Raw genomic sequence first — 18,300 nt, 5'->3', positions numbered from 1 at the left:
GACCGGGGAATGACGTGAAAGACGACCAGAAGAATTTCCTGCTGTTCGCCGTGATTGCCGGCCTGCTGCTGTTCGCATGGCCCGCGATGACCGGCTGGCTGTTCCCGACGCCGCCGGCCCCGACAGTGACCAAGACACAGGACGGCACGCCCAAGATCGTCCCCAATCCGGGCGCAGACCCCACCGCCGACACCCCCGCCGCGATCCGCGACCGCGCGACCGTGCTGCGCGAAACCCCGCGCATCGCAATCGAGACGCCGACGGTGCGCGGCAGCCTCAACCTCAAGGGTGCGCGGATCGACGATCTGGTGCTGGTCAAGCACAAGGAAACGATCGCCAAGGACAGCGCGCCGATCCGCCTGCTCTCCCCAAGCGGCACGCGCGACGCCTATTTCGCCGGTTTCGGCTGGTCGGGTCAGGGACTCAACGCCCCCGGCGCGGACACGGTGTGGAACGCGAGCGGCACCAAGCTGACCCCGACCACTCCGGTCACACTCACCGCGACCAGCGGCACGCAGCGCTTCGCGATCGAGCTGTCGGTCGATGAAGGCTATATGTTCACCGTCCGCCAGAAGGTCGTGAACCTGGGGCAGACGCCGATTGCGGTAGCCGGCTATGGCTTTCTCTACCGCCACGGTCCGGGCAATGATATCGACACCTGGACGATCCATGCCGGCCCGGTCGCTTCCTATGACGGCATCGTCGATTACGACGTCAATTACGACACGGTGAAAGACGAAGGTGCCCAGCGGTTCGATACCAAGGGCGGCTGGATCGGCTATACCGACATCTACTGGCTGACCGCGTTGGTCCCCGATCAGGGCATGCCGGTGGGCCTCGGCTTCCGCCCCGCCGCCAATAGCGCGACTCAGGCGCAGTTCGAGCCGACTGCGGCGCGCCAGGTCGCGCCCGGCCAGGTGATGACCCAGACGACCCGCTTCTTCGCGGGCGCGAAGGACATCAACCTGCTCGACAGCTACGAGGAAGAAGGCGGTATCCGCCAGTTCGGCAAGGCGATCGACTGGGGCTGGTTCGAGATCTTCGAAAAGCCGATCTTCCATTACCTTCACTGGCTGTTCCGCATGGTCGGCAATTTCGGTGTCGCGATCATCCTGTTGACCGTCACCGTCCGCCTGCTGCTGTTCCCGATCGCGCAGAAGCAGTTTGCGTCGATGGCCGCGATGCGCGCGCTCCAGCCCAAGATGAAGGCGCTGCAGGAACGCTACAAGGACGACAAGCCGCGCCAGCAGCAGGAAATCATGAAGCTGTACAAGGACGAGAAGGTGAACCCGCTCGCGGGCTGCCTCCCGACCCTGCTCCAGATTCCGATCCTCTACGCGCTGTACAAGGTGCTGATGCTGTCGATCGAAATGCGCCACCAGCCTTTGGTACTGTGGATCAAGGATCTGTCCGCTCCCGACCCCGCGAACCTCGTCAACCTGGTCCATTATCTGACCGGCATCCAGCTGCCGATGTTCCTGGCGCTGGGCGTGTTCCCGATCCTGCTCGGCGTGTCGATGTGGGCGCAGTTCAAGCTGAACCCCGCGCCGACAGACGAGATCCAGAAGCAGATGTTCGCGATCATGCCATGGGTGCTGATGTTCGTGATGGCGCCGTTCGCGGCAGGTCTCCAGCTCTACTGGATCACCTCGAACCTGCTCACCATCGCGCAGCAGAAGTTCCTGTACATGCGCCACCCGGCGCTGAAGGAACCGCTGCCCGCATCGGGTGCGGTGATCCAAGCGCCCACCCCCAAACCGGGCAAGGGGAAGAAGTGACCGAGTTCGACCCCGAGTTGATCGAGGGCGCGCGCAAGACCTTTGCGGGGCCCGTCGCGTTCCTGAAGTCCGCGCCTGCGCTCCACTTCCTGCCCGACGCGGTCGTGCCGGAAGTGGCGTTTGCCGGGCGGTCGAATGTCGGCAAATCCTCGCTGCTCAACGCGCTGACCGGGCGTAACGGGCTCGCGCGCACGTCGAACACGCCGGGGCGGACTCAGGAGCTCAACTTTTTCGATGTCGGCGATCCGGTGAAGTTCCGGCTGGTCGACATGCCCGGCTACGGCTTTGCCAAGGCACCCAAGGACGTCGTCAGGAAATGGCGCTTCCTGGTGAACGACTATCTGCGCGGGCGCGATGTGCTGAAGCGCGTGCTGGTGCTGATCGACAGCCGCCACGGGATCAAGGAAGTCGACCGCGACATCCTCGACATGCTCGACGCGGCGGCGGTCAGCTATCGCATCGTCCTGACCAAGGGCGACAAGATCAAGCCGGCAGAACTGGCCGAAGTGACCCAGCGGACGATCGACGAAGCACGAAAGCGCCCCGCCGCCCATCCCGACATCCTCGCCACGTCGAGCGAAAAGAGCGACGGCATCGCCGAGCTGCGCGCCGCAGTGATCGAGGCGGTCAGCATCTGACCGCCTCGCCCGGCTCAGGCCGGGTTATGCTTGGCGAGGAACGCCTCCATCGCCTTCAGGAACTCGACGCGGTCTTCCTGTCGGGTGAAGTGATGGTCGCCCAGCGGCTGGACGATATAGGTCACGTCCTTGCCCGCGCTCTTCAGCTTCTGCGCCATCACCTTCGACTGGACGATTGGGACGACGCGGTCCTTCTCGCCATGCATCAACAGCACGGGAATGCCGAACGCGCCCGCAAAGTTGACCGGTGAAATATCCTTGAGGTCGGGTGCCTGCTCGCGCAGCCAGTCCCCCCCGTGCACCGGCATAGAGGAAGTTGCTCTGGTGCCGCACCATCCGGTTGAGGTCGGACACCCCGGCGTATGAGACGGCACAGCGATACTTGTCACCGTCCCGCTGCGCTGCGCGCAACGCCGCGTAGCCGCCATAGGACGCGCCGACCATGCAGACGCGCTTGGCATCGGCGATGCCCTGATCGGCGAGCGCCTTGATCGCGTCGTCCAGGTCGTCCTGCATCGCCAGGCCCCATTGCCCCTCGCCCATCTCCATGAACTTGGTGCCATAGCCGGTGGAGCCGCGATAATTTGGCTGCACCACCGCATAGCCGCGATCGGCCAGGAATTGCGCCCACCAGTCCCACACCTCGCTGTCGCGCGCGCGCGGGCCGCCATGCGGCATCACGATCAACGGCAGCTTGCCCGACTTGCCGCGCGGCAGCGTCAGCACCGCCGCGATTTCGACCCCGTCGCGCGCCTTGTAGCGGATCGTTGTCACGGGATGCATCCGCTTGAGCCCGATCGTCTTGTTGTCGAGCGCCAGCGCAGTCAGCTCGCGGGTGGCGTTGCGATAGACCATCCATGCGCCGGGCGTATCGGGTCCGCTGACGTTGATCACCGCCGACTGGCCATCGCGGCTCAATGAGGTGATCGTGATCTGCCCGCCCCTGACCTGGCCCGCGATCGCGCCGTGCATCGCGGCCATTTGCGGATCGCTCCAGTGGATCGATGGGCGGTTCTGCTCGGTATGGACGCCGGCGAAGCCATCCCCGCTGCTATCCGCGATCACGCCGCCAATGTCATAGCCTGGCGTCGCGAACAGCTGCTTCCCCCGCTGAAGCGTGGCGAGGTCATATTCGTACAGCGCCGAAAAGCCCGCCTCGTCATCCTCGATCACCAACGCCTTGTTCTTGTCGCGCAGGAACAGCGAGGGGATGGTGAGCCGATCCTTGCCGCGCTTGGCGCGGTCCACCGTGCGGACGGGCGCGTCGGCGCTCTCGCGATAGAGCAGCCGGCTCGACCGGCCGTCGAGCGACGACCCGACACCCATGCGCACCACGCCGTCGCGATCGGCATACCAGTCGAACACGCCCTCGCGCGGCCCCTGAACCAGCCGGCGCTTGCCGGTCGCTAGGTCGATTTCCTCCACCTTGGGCCAGAAACCCGGCTGGTTGATAAAGATCGAGGTCTGGTAGGCGAGCATCACCCGTGCCGATCCGTCGCGCGCGACCCAGATCACATCGTCCGCGCGCTGCGCCGCATCGCGTTCGGCGAGCACGGTCATCTTGCCGGTCGAAAGCTGAATGCCGAGTGCGCGACTTATGTAGAATGTGTCGCCGTCGACCTTTTGCTCGCGCCCGATGCCGACGACGATCCAGTCGTCATTGACCCAGCGCCACCAGTTGAGATCGACCTCACCCGGATGGATATAGGACGGGGCGGTAGCGCCATCGATCGCGATGACCGCAAGGAACATCTGCCCATCGCGGGCGAGCTTCGCGACGATCCGCTTTCCATCGGGCGACATGCGCGGGTCTTCGACCTGGGGCAGCTCGGCAAATACCTCCAGCGCCATCGGCGGTCGTGCGGCCGTAGATGTAGCGGCCGGCGCCTGCGCCGACGCGACCGGAGCCAGCGCAAGCAGAGCTACGCTCAAGAAAAACCGCGACATTCTTTCCCCTTACCCCTCAAGATCAACCTGTCCGCGCGACCGGAAACGCACACGCGAATCCAGCCCCGCCCCCTCGCAGCTTTTCAGCGCCACCGGCACGATCACGCCGGATTATGCTTGGCCAGGAACGCCTCCATTGCCTTCAGGAACTCCAGCCGGTCCGCGCCACGGCTGAGATGATGGTCCCCCCTCGGGCTGGACGATATAGGTCACGTCCTTGCCTGCCTTTTTCAGCTGCTCGACCATTTCGCGCGATTGAGCGACGGGAACCACGCCGTCCTTCTCGCCATGCACGAGCAGGACAGGGATCGTGAACTGTTCGGGGAAATTGATCGGCGAAACCGATTTGAGGTCGGGTGCCTGTTCGCGCAGCCAGGCACCGCGGATGTTGCCGTATAGAAAGTTGCGGTGGTGCCGGACCATGCGGTTGAGGTCGGAGACGCCGGCGAACGACACCGCGCACCGGTAGAGCGACCCGTCGCGCTGCGCCGCGCGGATCGCCGCGTATCCGCCATAGGAACCACCCACCATGCACACCCGCTTGGGGTCGGCGATGCCGAGCTTCGCCAGCTCCGTCACCGCGTCATTCAGGTCGTCCTGCATCGCGAGGCCCCATTGCCCCTCCCCCATTTCCATAAACTTGGTGCCGTAGCCGGTCGAACCCCGGTAATTGGGCTGGATCACGGCATAGCCGCGGTCGGCGAGGAACTGAGCCCACCAGTCCCACGTCTCGCTGTCGCGCGCACGCGGGCCACCGTGCGGCATGACGATCAGCGGCAGCTTGTCCTTGCGCCCGACGGGGAGCGTCAGCACCGCAGCGATTTCCAGACCGTCCCGTGCCTTGTAGCGGATCGTCTTTACCGGGTGCATCCTGCGCATCTTGATGCTGGGATTGGTGTAGCCAAGCGGCATCAGCGTGTTGCCGGCCCGCTTGAACAGAAAGAAGCCTCCTGGGGCGTCGGCACCACCGATCGCGATAATCGCAGTGGACAGGTCGGCGCTCACCGACTGGATCGACACCTGTGCGCCCTTGACCAGCCCGGACACGGTCTGCTGCATCGCGACCATTTCCGGGTCGATCCAGTGAATGCCCGGGCGGTCGCCATGCACGGTGACGCCCAGCAATTTGGTGCGCGTCGCATCCGGGATGATGCCGCCAATGTCATAGCCCTTGGTGCCGAACAGCGCCTCGCCGCGTTCGAGCGTCGCCAGGTCCATCGTATAGAGCGTCGAAAAGCCCTCGGCGTCGTCGTCGATCACCAGTGCACGGCGCTTGTCCGCAAGGAACAGGACCGGCAGCGCCAGCCCTCCCGCCCGCGCGGTGACCGGTCGATCGTGCGGAACGATTCGGCTGTGCTGTCGCGATAGACAACGCGCCGGATGCGCCCTTCCAATCCGTTACCGACGCCCATTCGGACGTTGCCGGTGCCATCGGCAACCCATCGCCAGATGCCGAGATAATTGGCCGTGACGCTGCGCCGCTTGCCGGTGTCCAGCATCACCTCATCGACGCGCGGCCAGAAATTCGGCTCGTCGACATAGTCGGTGGTGCGCGACGAAATGAGGATTCAGGGTGGACCGTCGGCCGAAACCCAGATGACATTGTCGCCATCCGCAGTCGAACCGTCGGCGGTCAGGTGGATGATCTTGCCGGTCGATGGCTGATACGCCACCGCGCGCGTGACATACCAGCTGCCGCGCTTCTCCGTCTCGCCCTGACCCACGCCGATGACCAGCCAGTCGTCATTGACCCAGCGCCACCAATTGACCTCGATCTCGCCCGCCCGGAACAACCGCGGCTTCGCTCCGGCCTCCGGGGCCATCACCGCGAAATACTGCGTGCCATCGACCGTGATCTTGGCGGCGATGAACTTGCCGCCGGGCGACAGCTCGGGGTCCTCGATATTCGGCATGTCGGCAAACGCCTCGACCGGCAGCGCAGCGCGGGCGGGCGCAGCGGGCGTCGCCGCCTGGCGCGCAAGAACAGGCAGGCTTGCGGCCGACGCCAGTGCGGCGGCCAACATCATCAATTTACGCGGCATTCAATTCCCCCATGCCCCGGACGGGACAGATGGGAAGCTGCCCAAACTGAACATTGTTTTCAAGCGATTTGGCGCGGTTGCCCCGCCCCCGTCCCGCCGCTATCCCCACGCGATGCTCAAGCTCTTCATCGGCAACAAGGCCTATTCATCCTGGTCGCTGCGCGGCTGGCTCGCGTGCAAGCTCTCCGGGCTTCCCTTCGAGGGAGGTGGTCGTCCCGCTCTACGATCAGGACTGGGACAAGCGCCGCGAGGGCGACGAGTTTGCGCCGTCGTCGGGCAAGGTGCCGATCCTGTGGGATGGCGACGCCGTCGTCTGGGACAGCCTCGCCATCGTCGAATATCTCAACGAGAAGTCGGGCGGCGACAAATTCTGGCCGACAGATCCCGCCGCACGCGCGATGGCGCGGTCGATGGCGGCGGAGATGCATTCGGGCTACGCCGCACTGCGCCGCAAGCACAGCATGAACATCCGCCAGGTCTATCCGCCCAAGACCCCCGACGAAGACGTGATGCACGACATCCAGCGGATCATGGAGCTATGGGCGCAGGCCCGCGCCCGCTATGGCGGCGACGGTGAATTCCTGTTCGGCCAGTTCGGCGCGGTGGACGTGATGTTCGCGCCGGTCGTGACCCGCTTCGTCACCTACTCGCTCCCCGTCGCGCGCTTCGCCCCGGCCTATATGAACGCGGTGCTCCAGCATCCCTTCATGCAGGACTGGATCGCCGGCGCGCAGGAAGAGGAATGGGTGATCGAACAGTTCGAGCAGGAACCGGCTTGAACGAATAGCTGTCACCCCGGGCTTGACCCGGGGCCCAGCTTCTTCGGGCGGTCAAGGCAGCGGGGCCCCGGGTCAGGCCCGGGGTGACGATGGGATCAGAACCCGCTCCCATCCTTCCGCCTGAACCCGACGCCATGCTCCAGATGCATGTCGATATCGGGATAGTGGCAGTCGCTCGCCGCAGGGCGGCCGATCGCGACGAATACGCAATCGGCGTCGCTGCGGTTCTGCAGGACATGGCCGTTACCGTCACCCTTGGGAAAGGCCGCGACGTCGCCGGGGCGCATCACATGCTCGCCCGCATCGTCGACCAGCACCGCCTCGCCCACGATCATCACCACCAGCTCGTCCTCGCCCTCATGCCAGTGGCGGTGCGCCGACCATGCGCCGGGCTTCAGCGTCACATGGCTCGCGCCAAAGTCCGTGAGCCCCGATGCCGGGGCAAGGCGGCGGTACCAGCGACCCTGCACCACATCCGCATATTCTGCAGGATAGCCGGTCGCGTTGGTCTGCGGGATTGTGTCGAGGTCGAGCTTGGGCAAAGGAGCCTCCATTGAAGGAGCGAACATGCCCGATGTCGTCGAACTCACCAAGGCGCTGATCGCCGCGCCCAGCATCACCCCGGCGCGCGGCACGGTGTTCGATGTGCTGGAGGCGGCGCTGACCCCGCTTGGTTTCGAGGTCGAGCGCTTCGTCGCGGGTGAAGCCCCCGACGGCCCGGTCGAGAACCTCCTCGCGGTGCGCAGCGCCGGGCCCGGGCCGCATTTCGCCTTTGCCGGGCATCTCGACGTCGTCCCGCCGGGCGAAGGCTGGGCGTCGGGTGCGTTTGAGCCGGAAATCCGCGGCGACCTGCTCTACGGACGCGGCGCGGTGGACATGAAGGGCGCGATCGCCGCCTTCGTCGCCGCGCTCGGCACGGCCCCCGCTTCCGGCACCGTCAGCCTGATCATCACCGGCGACGAGGAAGGCCCGGCGACCTATGGAACGGTCGCGATCATCGAGCGGATGGCAGCGCGCGGCCTGACCCCGAACATGTGCCTGGTCGGCGAGCCGACCTCCGCCCGCCGCCTCGGCGACACGATCAAGATCGGGCGGCGCGGGTCGACCGTGATCGATATCGAGGTGCCGGGGCGACAGGGGCATGTCGCCTACCCCCATCTCGCCGACAATCCGGTCCCCCGCCTCGTCCGCGCGCTGGCGGAGATCGATGCGATCGTCCTCGACGAAGGCACCGACTGGTTCCAGCCATCGAATATCGAAGTGATCGACCTGGAGGTCGGCAACCCCGCGACCAACGTCATCCCCGGTCGGGCAAAGGCGCGTATCTCGATCCGCTTCAACGACCAGCATCGCGGCCACGACCTGATCGCGCGGGTGCAGGACATCGTCCATGCCCACGCCCCCGCCGGCATCGTGCGCGGTCGCGTCTATGGCGAGGCGTTTCTGACCGAGCCGGGTGCGCTTTCGACCTTGGTGTCCGAAGCGATCCACGCCCAGACCGGCGTTACGGCCGAGCTTTCTACCAGCGGCGGCACATCCGACGCGCGCTTCCTGTCGCGCATCTGCCCGGTGGTCGAATTCGGCCTGCTCAACGCGACGATGCACAAGCTGGACGAGGCGGTCGCGCTGGACGACCTCCATGTATTGACACGAATCTACACGGGCGTGTTGGGGCGGGTGTTCGCGGGCTGACCAAACCCCGTTTGTGCTGAGCCCGTCGAAAGCACGAAAGCCTGCGCTCGCAGCCCTTCGACAGGCTTAGGGCAAACGAAGGTTGCTCAGGCGCGCAGCGCCAGTCGCGGCGCGGCGCTGGCCCAGTCGAGGAACGCGGCCTCCGCCATCGGCTTGGCGATGACATAGCCCTGCAGGATGTCGCACCCGATCACGCGCAGCACTTCCAGCTGCGCCTCGGTCTCGATCCCCTCGGCCACGACTTCACAGCCGATACCGTGGATCAGGCCGATCACCGCATGCGCGATCGTCCGCGCCTCGGCATTGGTGGCGACATTTTCGACCAGGCTGCGGTCGAGCTTCACCCGATCGAGCGGCAGGTCGCGCAGGCGCGCAAGGTTCGAATAGCCAGTCCCGAAATCGTCCACCGCCACGGTCGCGCCATCGCTGCGCAGCGCCGCAATCGCGTCGATCACCTCGCGCGAGCAGTGCATTGCCAGCGTCTCGGTAATCTCCAGCTCCAGCAGCCGCGCGGGTGCCCCTGCGGCCTGCATCGCTTCGCGCAACCGGCGGAAAAAGGCGGCGTGATCGAGCTGGCGCGGGCTGATGTTGACCGCGAGCCGCTGCTCGATCCCCATCTCGCCCCAGCGGGCGATGGTCGCGGCGACATGTTCGACCACCCATTCGCCGATCTCGACGATCAGGCCGGTTTCCTCGGCCCGCCCGATAAAGGTGCCGGGCAGGCACAGGCCGCGCGTCGGATGCTGCCAGCGCAGCAATGCTTCGGCCGCGACGATGCGACCGTCGAGTGCACTGATCTGTGGCTGATAGACCAGGGTGAACTGGTTGCGTTCGACCGCCATGCGCAAATCGCTTTCGAGCAGGGCGCGTTCGGCGATGTCACTAGCAAGCTGGTCGGTGAAATGTTCGGCGCGGCCGCGGCCCTTGGCCTTGGCGTGGTACATCGCGGCGTCGGCAGCACGCATCAGGTCGGTCAGCGACGTGCCGTGTTCGGGGCGGATCGCGATCCCCACCGACGCGCCGATCGACACCTCCTGATCGGCCAGGTCGAACGGTTCGGACAGGGCATAAAGGATGCCGCGCCCGACCCGATCGGCGTCGCGGACATGCCCCAGTTCGGGGAAGTAGATGGTGAACTCGTCGCCGGACAGGCGACCGATCAGCGGCTGACGCGCATCACCCTCGATTGCGAACCGGTCGGCAACTGCGCGCAACCGGTTGGCGACCATGCTGAGCAGCTGATCCCCGACGGCATGACCCAGCGTGTCGTTGACCGCCTTGAACCGGTCGAGGTCGATGAAGAACAGGGCCGCCATCGCGTCCTGCGGCAGCTCGGCGAGCAACCGTTCGCAACTTCGACGGAAATGGGTGCGATTGGGCAGACCCGTGACCGGGTCGTACATCGCGAGCCGCTGGACGCTTTCCAGGTTCGTATGGAGCTGGCGGAACAGCCCGTCCATTGCATGCGCGAGCGGCGGAACGCACTGCTCCACCTCGCGCGGGATCTCGCTCTGAAGGTCGCCGTTGGCGGCTTGGGTCAGCCGTTCGATCGCGGCGTCGATTGCCTCGGCGGTCGAGGCGATTGTCCGCTCGGCATAGGCCCAGCACATTGCGGCACAGATGATTGCGGCGATCAGCGCGCGACTGGTGTTCGCGACGTCGAATTGCCCGCGCGTGGTCGCGGCCAGCGCCAGGATGAAGACAAACGCCCCGGCGCACAGCGCGAACGCAATCGCGCGGCTTTTGAGCGAAAATCCGTCCATTGCGGTTGCGCGATCCCCCACGCCAGCCGGACCAATTCCGGCTGTTCACAAAGGTATGCCGCGAAAGAGTTAAAAATTTCGCGCCGGCGACCGGGGACGGCGCAACACGATATAGAGCGCACCCTGCCCGCCATGTCGGGGGTGCGCGCCGCGCACTGCGGCGACGGCATCGGCATGGCGGGATGCGGCGAGCCAGTCCCCCACCGCCGCGCGGATCGCGCCGCGCGCATGCGGTCGTTCGGACTCGGGGCGCGGCGGCTTGCCGGTGATCAGCAGCAGAACGCGGTCGCCCCGCGCAATCGCCCGGGCCAGTCCCTGGTCGAGCATCGCGTGGGCACTGGAAAGCGTGTGGCCGTGCAGGTCGATCGTGCTTTCGGGCGCGACAAGACCCCGCGACAAGCGGCGATCCCAGCCGCCATCGAGTGTGTCGCGGGGTTGTTTGGGTGCGGGTGGCGGCGGCGGGGGGCTGGCGCGGTGACGGTACGCGCCCCTTCACCTTCTTAAGCCCCTCCCCTTCAGGGGAGGGGTTGGGGTGGGGCCTATCCTCCGGGCGACGGGTCTCGGTGAGATGCGGACGCCCCACCCCCAACCCGTCCGCTGAGGGGGGAGGCTTGCAGGTCGCTTCGCAATCGGCGTCACGCTGGAAATGACGCGCTGCCACAGCGCCCGTTCCTCGGGCGACAAGGCGCGCGGCGGGCGTGCCATGGATCAGTCGCGCGCGGCGCCGAGGCGCTGGAGCGTTCCCTTGGGCAGCAGCAACCAGGCGGTGCCCCGCGCAGCCATGCCACCGGCAATCGCCCGCGCATCGTCGCCCGCGCCCCAAAAGGTGTCGAACCGGTTCGAGCCCTTGATCGCGCCGCCGGTATCCTGCGCGATCCACAGCCCATTGGCGTCCTGCCGGTCCATCGACAGGAAGACCGGTGCGCCGAGCGGCACGAATTTCGGATCGGTCGCCACCGTCGCCAGCGCGGTCACCGGCACGCCCAGCGCGCCCAGCGGCCCCGGCCCGGTCAGCTCGCGAAAGAACACATAGCTCTTGTTCTCGCGCATGATCGCCGTCCCCTGTTCGGGGTTGGCGCGCAGCCAGGCCATGATGCCCTGCATCGACGTCTGTCCCGGCTTGAGCAGCCCGCGGTCGAGCATCAGCTTGCCGATCCCCGTATAGTCGCGGCCATTCTGGCTGGCATAGCCGATCCGCATGACGCTGCCGTCGGGCTGGCGCAGGCGACCCGAGCCCTGAATCTGGAGAAAGAAGAGTTCGACCGGATCGGCCGCCCAGGCGATTTCCAGCCCGCGTCCGGCCAGCGCGCCCTTCTCGATCGCGGTGCGGTCATGATATTGGACAAGCTTGGTCCCATCCACGCGACCGCGGATCGACCGCCCCGCCAAAGACTCCGAAAAGCTGCCCAGATCGACATCGATCAGGTCGGACGGTCGGCCGTAGATCGGCACGTCATAGCCGGGGCGGCGGGTGCGCGATCCTGCGATTTCCGGCTCATAATAGCCTGTGGCGAATGCCTTGCCGTCGGCGACCTGCACCGTTTCGAAATGGCGGGCGAAAAATGCCCCGGCATCGCGGTCCTGGGTGGAGCGCGCGGCATCGCAGGCCGGCTGCCAGTCCGCACCGCGAGTCAGGCCGGTGGCGTCGGTCCGACGAACCAGAGTCGCACAGCTGATCTTGAACGCGCCCAGCGCGCGCGCGGCGGCGGCCATCGTAATCGGCAGATCCTGCACGGCGGGACCGGCGGTCAGACCTGCGGCTGCGGCGGTCGTGACCCCGGCCGGAACCGCCGCAGCGGGGGCGGGCGCAAGCGGAGTCGCGGCAACCGGCTGGCGCACGGGAACACCGGTCGATGGCGCAGGCGCGGGCCGCGCGGGCACGGCACCCCCCGCTAGCGGGACGCCCCGCCGGGACGACCCCGGACGAACATGCGCCCAACAGCGCGGCGCAAGCCGCTACCCCCCAAGCGCGCATCATTCCTCCGTCATTACCGTCGTGACCGATCAGACTTCGTCGGTGTCGCTCAGTTTCCAGTTCGGATCGCCGCTGCCCAGCGTGCGGCTGAACGTCCAGGCGTCATGCGTCTGCACCGCGTCGCTCAGCGATCCGGCGATGACGTTGCCATCCTTGTCGCGGGTCACCGCAGCGATGTCTGCATCGAACCGGACAGTGACGCGGGCCTGCGCGCCATCGAGCGCGATGTCGGAGATCGTTGCCCGCTCGATTCCAATCAGTCGGTTGTCCAGCGTCTCACCCGCTTCTTCGCGCGCGTCGATCGCGGCGATGAAGCTGTCGCGCACTTCGGCTTCGATCAGCCATTCCAGCGTGTCGCGGTCACCCTTCCAGAATGCTTCCAGAATCATGCGATAGGCCGACTTGGCGCCTTCCAGAAACTGGCCGACGTCGAATGACGGGTCGGCAGCGACAAGCGCGCGCAAGCCGGCTTCGGCACCGTTCTCCAGCGGACGAGGGCCAGTGTCGCGAACCTCGGCGGGCATGTCGATGGTGCGCGGCATCTGCGGCGCGCCGACACGTTCCTCCGCCGGACGCGGCAGGGGCTGTTCGTGCCCGGTGCGCTTGCCCAGCACGGAGTAGAGGCGGAGCGCGAGGAACGCGGCAATCGCCGCAAACAGGATAACTAGATACACGTTGGCACCTTCTTTCTCAGCTGCAACATAGGCGCGAAACCCCGGCGTTTCAAACCCGCGATTGGCCCGGAGCGCACGCCCGTTGAAACGGCCAACTGCCCCTGCTAGTCGCGACCGTCATCGCAACGCGGGTCACCGCGACAAATATCCCGATCCCACAAAGGAAGTTTCAAGACCATGGATACGCCCGACAACGCAGCTCCCCAGGCGAACGGCGCCGACACCGCTCCGTCGGTCGGCGTGATCTCGCAATATATCAAGGACTTCTCGTTCGAGAATCCCAACTCGCCCGCAATCTATCAGGTCCAGGGCCAGCCGGCGTTCGACGTCCAGTTCAACATTGGCGCTGCCGAAGTCGCGCAGGACGTCCACGAAGTGACGCTGAAGATCGACGTGCGTGCAACCATGGAAGAGCAGGTCGCGTTCATCGTCGACCTCTCCTATTCGGGACTGTTCGCGATCCGCAACGTGCCGGACGAGCATCTCCAGCCCTTCCTGCTCGGCGAAGCGCCCCGCCTGCTGTTCCCGTTCGCGCGCCGCGTGCTGGCCGACGCGGTCCGCGACGGCGGCTTCCCGCCGCTGATGCTGGAGCCGATCGACTTTAACGGCCTGTACGAACAGCAGCGCGCGCAGCACGACGCGCAGACGATGCTGGGCGGCGAGGCCGGCCAGGCTTAATTCGCTCGGGTTGCGGTGCCGGCCCGCTCCCCCGCCCGGCCACCCGGCGGCAGCATGATTTGGGTGGCCGGGCGGGGGAGCGGGCCGGCACCGCACATGCGCCGTGAGGGGCATCAAATAACAAAGGCGGGGAATCCATGAATCTCGTCAAGGCACTCGGGTCGATCGGCGGGCTGACGCTCGTTAGCCGGGTGCTGGGGCTAGTCCGCGATTCTGCTGTTCGCGCGCTATGTCGGTGCCAGCTTCGCCTCGGACGCCTTCCTGATTGCCTTTCGCCTGCCCAATCTCTTCCGCGCGCTGTTCGCGGAGGGCGCGTTCAGCGCCGCCTTCGTCCCGATGTTCAGCAAGAAGGTCGGCGAAGCCGGTGGCGAGACCAAGAGCGCGCTGTCCTTTGCGGAGGAGGCGCTGTCGGTCCTCCTGCCGCTGCTCATCCTGATCACCGCAGTGATGGAAATTGCCGCCTATCCCGTGGTCTGGGCGCTGTCGGGCGGGTTCAACGACGCAAGCGCGGACCAGTTCGCCTATGCGGTGGAGCTGTCACGGATCACCTTTCCCTATCTGCTGCTGATCAGCCTCGTCTCGCTGTTGGGCGGCATCCTCAACTCGCTCAACAAATTCTGGGTCAATGCCGCCGCACCGATCCTGCTCAACGCGACGTTGATCGTCGCCTTGTTGTTCTTCCACGCCGACGAAACGCTCCTGACCGCCCGCAACCAGGCAATCGCCGTCACCGTATCTGGCATGCTCCAGCTACTCTGGCTGATCCTCGCCTGTCGCGCCGCCGGTGTGAAGCTGAAGCTGCGCCTCCCCCGGCTGACCCCGGACGTGAAGAAACTGCTCAAGCTGATCGGACCTGCAGCGGCGGGTGCGGGTGCTTATCAGATCAACCTCGTCATCTCGACCGCGCTCGCCGCCAGCCTGCTGGTCGAAGGGTCGGTGTCGTACATCTATTATGCCGACCGGCTGAACCAGCTCCCGCTCGGGCTGATCGGCATTGGCCTCGGCACCGTGCTGCTCCCCACCATCGCGCGTCAGCTGGGCGCGGGGAATGACGGCGCGGCGATGCACACGCAGAGATCGCGGGACCGAGCTGGCGCTGTTCCTCACCCTCCCCGCCACCGTGGCGCTGGTGGTGTGCGGCGCGCCGATCGTCAGCGCGCTGTTCCAGCATGGCGCGTTCACCGCGGATGATACCCGCGCGACCGCCCAGGCGCTCGCCGCCTTCTCGGTCGGCCTGCCCGCCTACATATTGGTCAAGGTGCTGACGCCGGGCTTCTATGCCCGCTCCGACACCAAGACCCCGGTGCGCTATGCGACGATCTCGATCGCGATCAACCTGATCCTCAACCTCGCGCTGATCGTCCCGCTCAAGCATATGGGCCCGCCGCTCGCCACCGCGATCGCGGCATGGGTCAATGTCGCCCTGCTCTACCGCACCCTCGTCAAGCGCGGCCATTTCACCGCCGATCCCCAGCTGCGCCGCCGCGTGTGGCGGCTGGTCGGCGCGGCGCTGGCGATGGGCGGGGTGATGTTCCTGCTCAACGACCTGTTCACGCCCTACACCCATGGCGCGTGGACGATCCGCACGGGTGCGATGATGGTGCTGGTCGGCGCAGGCTGCATCGTCTACGCCGCCGCCTGTTTCGCAACCGGCGCTTTCCGCCCGAGCGACATCAAGGCGCTGGTGCGCCGCAAATCAACCTGAAGACCTGGACACAAACCCATGCGCGTCGTTTCCGGCATCAAGCCCACCGGCAATCTCCACCTCGGCAACTATCTCGGTGCGATCAAGCAGTGGGTGGGCATGCAGGCCGATGTCGAGGCGGCGGGCGGCGAGTCGATGTACTTCATCGCCGACCTCCACGCGCTGACCGAATGGAGCGAACCGGCCGCGATCACCGACAGCACGTTCGAGGTCAGCGCCGCGATGATCGCCAGCGGCATCGACCCCAGCCGCTCGATCCTGTTCAACCAGGCGCGCGTCCCCGCGCATAGCGAGCTGGCCTGGCTCCTCAACAATGTCGCGCGCGTCGGCTGGCTCAACCGCATGACCCAGTTCAAGGACAAGGCGGGCAAGAACCGCGAGGGCGCAAGCGTCGGCCTGTACGACTATCCGGTGCTGATGGCCGCCGACGTCCTGCTCTATCGCGCGACGCATGTGCCCGTCGGCGAGGACCAGAAACAGCATCTCGAACTGGCGCGCGACATCGCCGCCAAGTTCAACCTCGACTACAAGACCGACCTGCTGCTCGAACCCGAACCGCTGATCAGCAAGGCCGCGCCGCGGGATCATGTCGCTGCGCGATGCGACCCAGAAAATGTCCAAGTCGAACCCGTCAGAGGCGGCACGGATCAATCTGGTCGATGACGACGACGCGATCGCCCAGAAGTTTCGCAAAGCCAAGACCGACCCCGAACCGATGGGCGAAAGCTGGGAATCGCTCAAGGACCGACCCGAAGCCAGGAACCTCGTCACCATCTTCGCCGCGCTCGCCGACCGCACGCCGGAGGATGTGGTCGCCGAATATGCCGGGCAGGGCTTTGGCAGCTTCAAGCCCGCGCTCGCCGACCTCGCCGTCGCCAAGCTCGGCCCGATCCGCGACGAGATGGTCCGCCTGATCGCCGACAAGGGCGCGGTCGATGCCGAATTGCGCAAGGGCGCCGAGCGCGCCGCCGCCCTCGCCGCGCCGCTCCTGCGACAGGTGCAGGAGGCGATGGGGCTGCGGATCGGTTAATCGTTTGATTTGGGTAAGAGTCGCTGTTAACCCCCTCGAATATCTGAGATCGGGGGTTCACAAAATCGATGAAAAGGACGCACGACCGCGCTTGCGCGGGCGCACAAAGATTGCGCGCCATGTTCGCTCTGTCGGCGCGACCGCGCTGATCGGGTGTAGCGGCGGAAGCACTAGCCAGCCAGGACCTGCGCCCGTCAACCGGGCGCCGAGCTTCACCTCGGCTGCCGCGGTTACTGTAGCGGAGAATGCGACGGGATCGGTCTATCAAGCAGCCGCCACTGACCCGGACAGCGACGCACTGACCTATTCGATCAGTGGCGGTGCGGACGCTGCACGCTTCGCTATCACAGCCGCAGGTCAACTCAGTTTTGCCGCGTCGCCGAACTTCGATCTCCCGGCCGATTCCGATCTGGATAATGTCTATCAGATCACGCTGTCGGTCAGCGATGGGCGTGCTTCTGCGCAGCTCGCGGTGACGATTTCCGTCACAAATTCACGTGAGGGGTACGCCGCGTCGCAACCGGGTTTGTCAATCCGGTCGCCATTGCTCCGATCGATGCCACAACCGTGCTGGTCGCGGAGCGCGCCGGCGCAATCTACCGTCTCGATCCGGTAAGCGGTGCACGCACGCTCCTGATTCAAACGACGTTGTCGAGCGGCGGCGAAGTCATCGGCATCGCCGGCGCGCAGGATTACGCCACATCCGGCACCTTTTTCCTGCTGTACCGGACTAACGGTGTCATCGTGCTCAATCGCTTTCTCCGGAATCCGGCGGGGCCGATCGTTCCAGACAATTTCGGGCCGATGCTGACGATCGCGGCACCGAATTATGCTGGCGGGGGTTGGGTCGGTCCGGCCGCCAACGGCACTCTTCTCGTCGCGCTGAGCGACGCGGGTGGCGCTGGCGATCCCACCAATAGCGCCCAGAACGATGCGACGTTTCTCGGCAAGCTGATCCTGGTTTCGCCCAATCCCGATCCCTATACGGGCGCTTCACCGCAATTCTTCCTGTACCAGAATGTGGCGAAGGGTCTGCGCCGCCCGACCGGTGGTGCGATCTGGAACGGTGGGCTGCTGCTCGCCGATAGCGGGCAGGACGCGTTCGAGGAGGTCAGTTTCGTCTCGGACGGGGCGACCGCCATCAATCTCGGCTGGCCGTTCAAGGAGGGTACAAGCATCCGTTCGACGCCTCCTGCTGGCCGGACCGATCCGGTGATCCAGTATCCGCACGGCACCGGCCCCCGCGCCGGAAACGCGATCGTCGGCGGTGCGGTTGGCGGCACGACAATCCCATCACTGCACAACGTCTATGTGTTCGCCGACCGGAGCGGGTCAATCTTCAGCATTCCCGTGTCATCGATCCAGCAGGGAGCGACGCTGGGCAGCTCCATGCTGGAACGGCGCAACGCCGACTTCGCGCCAGCGACCGGCCAGATCGACGCGCTAGTCACCCTGCGCGCAGGTGCTGACGGGGTGATCTACATCGTCAGGACGGCGAAATTTTCCGCGCCGAGCCCGAATAGGCGAGTCCCCGGCGTGACGCTTTGCCGGGACCATCGGCGTCAGGCTTTGTCGCTGGTTTGAACGGCGCAGGGTGAT

The 18,300-nt window shown here is 65.9% G+C and carries 14 protein-coding genes and 5 pseudogenes; 9 read left to right on the top strand and 10 right to left on the bottom strand.

The features are described 5' to 3' along the window. Positions 1 to 14: 14 nt before the first annotated feature. Positions 15 to 1,778 (top strand): membrane protein insertase YidC, encoded by a 1,764-nt coding sequence (yidC, locus tag LRS08_RS14510; protein WP_257843009.1) that lies wholly within the window; start codon positions 15 to 17, stop codon positions 1,776 to 1,778. Beyond that, positions 1,775 to 2,416, top strand: a complete 642-nt coding sequence (yihA, locus tag LRS08_RS14505) for a ribosome biogenesis GTP-binding protein YihA/YsxC (RefSeq protein WP_257843010.1) — start codon at positions 1,775 to 1,777, stop codon at positions 2,414 to 2,416. Before yidC ends, yihA begins: the two co-directional genes overlap by 4 nt. Before the next feature lie 14 nt (positions 2,417 to 2,430). On the opposite strand, the gene LRS08_RS14500 is transcribed toward yihA, so the two are convergent. From LRS08_RS14500 to LRS08_RS14480, 5 genes and pseudogenes are all read right to left on the bottom strand, one after another. Continuing rightward, a complete protein-coding gene (locus LRS08_RS14500) occupies positions 2,431 to 2,724 on the bottom strand; it encodes a prolyl oligopeptidase family serine peptidase (RefSeq protein WP_312026621.1) in 294 nt (97 codons plus the stop codon). Then, a pseudogene (locus tag LRS08_RS14495) lies at positions 2,654 to 3,199 on the bottom strand (alpha/beta hydrolase family protein); the annotation flags it as partial. The pseudogene LRS08_RS14495 and the gene LRS08_RS14500, both read right to left, overlap by 71 nt. A 1,275-nt stretch (positions 3,200 to 4,474) precedes the next feature. Next, positions 4,475 to 5,623 (bottom strand): alpha/beta hydrolase family protein, encoded by a 1,149-nt coding sequence (locus tag LRS08_RS14490; RefSeq protein WP_260480871.1) that lies wholly within the window; start codon positions 5,621 to 5,623, stop codon positions 4,475 to 4,477. Further along, the gene (locus LRS08_RS14485) at positions 5,620 to 5,862 is read right to left on the bottom strand and encodes a hypothetical protein (protein ID WP_260480870.1); all 243 of its coding nucleotides are present in this window, start codon (positions 5,860 to 5,862) and stop codon (positions 5,620 to 5,622) included. The genes LRS08_RS14490 and LRS08_RS14485 overlap by 4 nt, the downstream gene beginning before the upstream one ends. A 69-nt stretch (positions 5,863 to 5,931) precedes the next feature. After that, positions 5,932 to 6,405, bottom strand: coding sequence for a hypothetical protein (locus LRS08_RS14480; RefSeq protein ID WP_257843012.1), 474 nt, complete (start codon positions 6,403 to 6,405; stop codon positions 5,932 to 5,934). Between the two features lie 112 nt (positions 6,406 to 6,517). On the opposite strand from LRS08_RS14480, the pseudogene LRS08_RS14475 reads away from it, so the two are divergent. Further along, positions 6,518 to 7,184: pseudogene (locus LRS08_RS14475) on the top strand (glutathione S-transferase family protein). A 95-nt stretch (positions 7,185 to 7,279) separates the two neighbouring features. Here LRS08_RS14475 and LRS08_RS14470 read toward each other — a convergent pair. Continuing rightward, positions 7,280 to 7,726 carry a cupin domain-containing protein gene (locus LRS08_RS14470; RefSeq protein ID WP_257843013.1) on the bottom strand — a complete coding sequence of 149 codons (447 nt, stop codon included), beginning with the start codon at positions 7,724 to 7,726 and terminating at the stop codon, positions 7,280 to 7,282. Between the two features lie 25 nt (positions 7,727 to 7,751). Between LRS08_RS14470 and dapE the strand changes: the two genes are divergently transcribed. Continuing rightward, positions 7,752 to 8,876 (top strand): succinyl-diaminopimelate desuccinylase, encoded by a 1,125-nt coding sequence (dapE, locus tag LRS08_RS14465; RefSeq protein ID WP_257843014.1) that lies wholly within the window; start codon positions 7,752 to 7,754, stop codon positions 8,874 to 8,876. Positions 8,877 to 8,962: 86 nt separating this feature from the next. Here the strand turns inward: dapE and LRS08_RS14460 are convergent, their stop codons facing one another. The 4 genes and pseudogenes from LRS08_RS14460 to LRS08_RS14445 form a co-directional block, all read right to left on the bottom strand. Then, a complete protein-coding gene (locus LRS08_RS14460) occupies positions 8,963 to 10,639 on the bottom strand; it encodes a putative bifunctional diguanylate cyclase/phosphodiesterase (RefSeq protein WP_257843015.1) in 1,677 nt (558 codons plus the stop codon). A 69-nt stretch (positions 10,640 to 10,708) separates the two neighbouring features. Further along, positions 10,709 to 11,344, bottom strand: a pseudogene (locus tag LRS08_RS14455) (Smr/MutS family protein). Positions 11,345 to 11,347: 3 nt separating this feature from the next. Continuing rightward, on the bottom strand, positions 11,348 to 12,520 hold the full coding sequence (locus tag LRS08_RS14450) for a murein transglycosylase A (RefSeq protein ID WP_260480869.1): 1,173 nt from the start codon (positions 12,518 to 12,520) through the stop codon (positions 11,348 to 11,350). Between the two features lie 123 nt (positions 12,521 to 12,643). Continuing rightward, positions 12,644 to 13,288 carry a Tim44/TimA family putative adaptor protein gene (locus tag LRS08_RS14445; protein WP_257843016.1) on the bottom strand — a complete coding sequence of 215 codons (645 nt, stop codon included), beginning with the start codon at positions 13,286 to 13,288 and terminating at the stop codon, positions 12,644 to 12,646. 177 nt (positions 13,289 to 13,465) lie between these two features. On the opposite strand from LRS08_RS14445, the gene secB reads away from it, so the two are divergent. The 5 genes and pseudogenes from secB to LRS08_RS14425 all read left to right on the top strand — a co-directional run bounded on the left by secB (position 13,466) and on the right by LRS08_RS14425 (position 18,285). After that, on the top strand, positions 13,466 to 13,966 hold the full coding sequence (gene secB, locus LRS08_RS14440; protein ID WP_257843017.1) for a protein-export chaperone SecB: 501 nt from the start codon (positions 13,466 to 13,468) through the stop codon (positions 13,964 to 13,966). Positions 13,967 to 14,103: 137 nt separating this feature from the next. After that, positions 14,104 to 15,671: pseudogene (gene murJ / locus LRS08_RS14435) on the top strand (murein biosynthesis integral membrane protein MurJ). Positions 15,672 to 15,689: 18 nt separating this feature from the next. Beyond that, positions 15,690 to 16,701 (top strand): annotated as a pseudogene (trpS, locus tag LRS08_RS14430) (tryptophan--tRNA ligase). Continuing rightward, positions 16,607 to 17,317 carry an Ig-like domain-containing protein gene (locus LRS08_RS20335; protein WP_374580101.1) on the top strand — a complete coding sequence of 237 codons (711 nt, stop codon included), beginning with the start codon at positions 16,607 to 16,609 and terminating at the stop codon, positions 17,315 to 17,317. The pseudogene trpS and the gene LRS08_RS20335 overlap by 95 nt, the downstream one beginning before the upstream one ends. After that, entirely contained in the window at positions 17,269 to 18,285 is a 1,017-nt protein-coding gene (locus LRS08_RS14425; RefSeq protein WP_308222955.1) for a PQQ-dependent sugar dehydrogenase, read from the top strand. The genes LRS08_RS20335 and LRS08_RS14425 overlap by 49 nt, the downstream gene beginning before the upstream one ends. The last annotated feature ends 15 nt before the right edge of the window (positions 18,286 to 18,300 follow it).

This window comes from Sphingomonas sp. J315 (assembly GCF_024666595.1).
Lineage (GTDB): Bacteria > Pseudomonadota > Alphaproteobacteria > Sphingomonadales > Sphingomonadaceae > Sphingomonas.
Note: the sequence above shows the minus strand (reverse complement) of the source record. Positions and strands in the feature narration are given on the sequence as shown.

Coding starts and splice junctions, on each gene's coding strand:
- LRS08_RS14500 (WP_312026621.1), bottom strand. CDS start 2,724: ATGCCGGTGCACGGGGGGGACTGGCTGCGCGAGCAGGCACCCGACCTC.
- LRS08_RS14485 (WP_260480870.1), bottom strand. CDS start 5,862: ATGCTGGACACCGGCAAGCGGCGCAGCGTCACGGCCAATTATCTCGGC.
- LRS08_RS14480 (WP_257843012.1), bottom strand. CDS start 6,405: ATGCCGCGTAAATTGATGATGTTGGCCGCCGCACTGGCGTCGGCCGCA.
- dapE (WP_257843014.1), top strand. CDS start 7,752: ATGCCCGATGTCGTCGAACTCACCAAGGCGCTGATCGCCGCGCCCAGC.
- LRS08_RS14460 (WP_257843015.1), bottom strand. CDS start 10,639: ATGGACGGATTTTCGCTCAAAAGCCGCGCGATTGCGTTCGCGCTGTGC.
- secB (WP_257843017.1), top strand. CDS start 13,466: ATGGATACGCCCGACAACGCAGCTCCCCAGGCGAACGGCGCCGACACC.
- LRS08_RS20335 (WP_374580101.1), top strand. CDS start 16,607: ATGCCGAATTGCGCAAGGGCGCCGAGCGCGCCGCCGCCCTCGCCGCGC.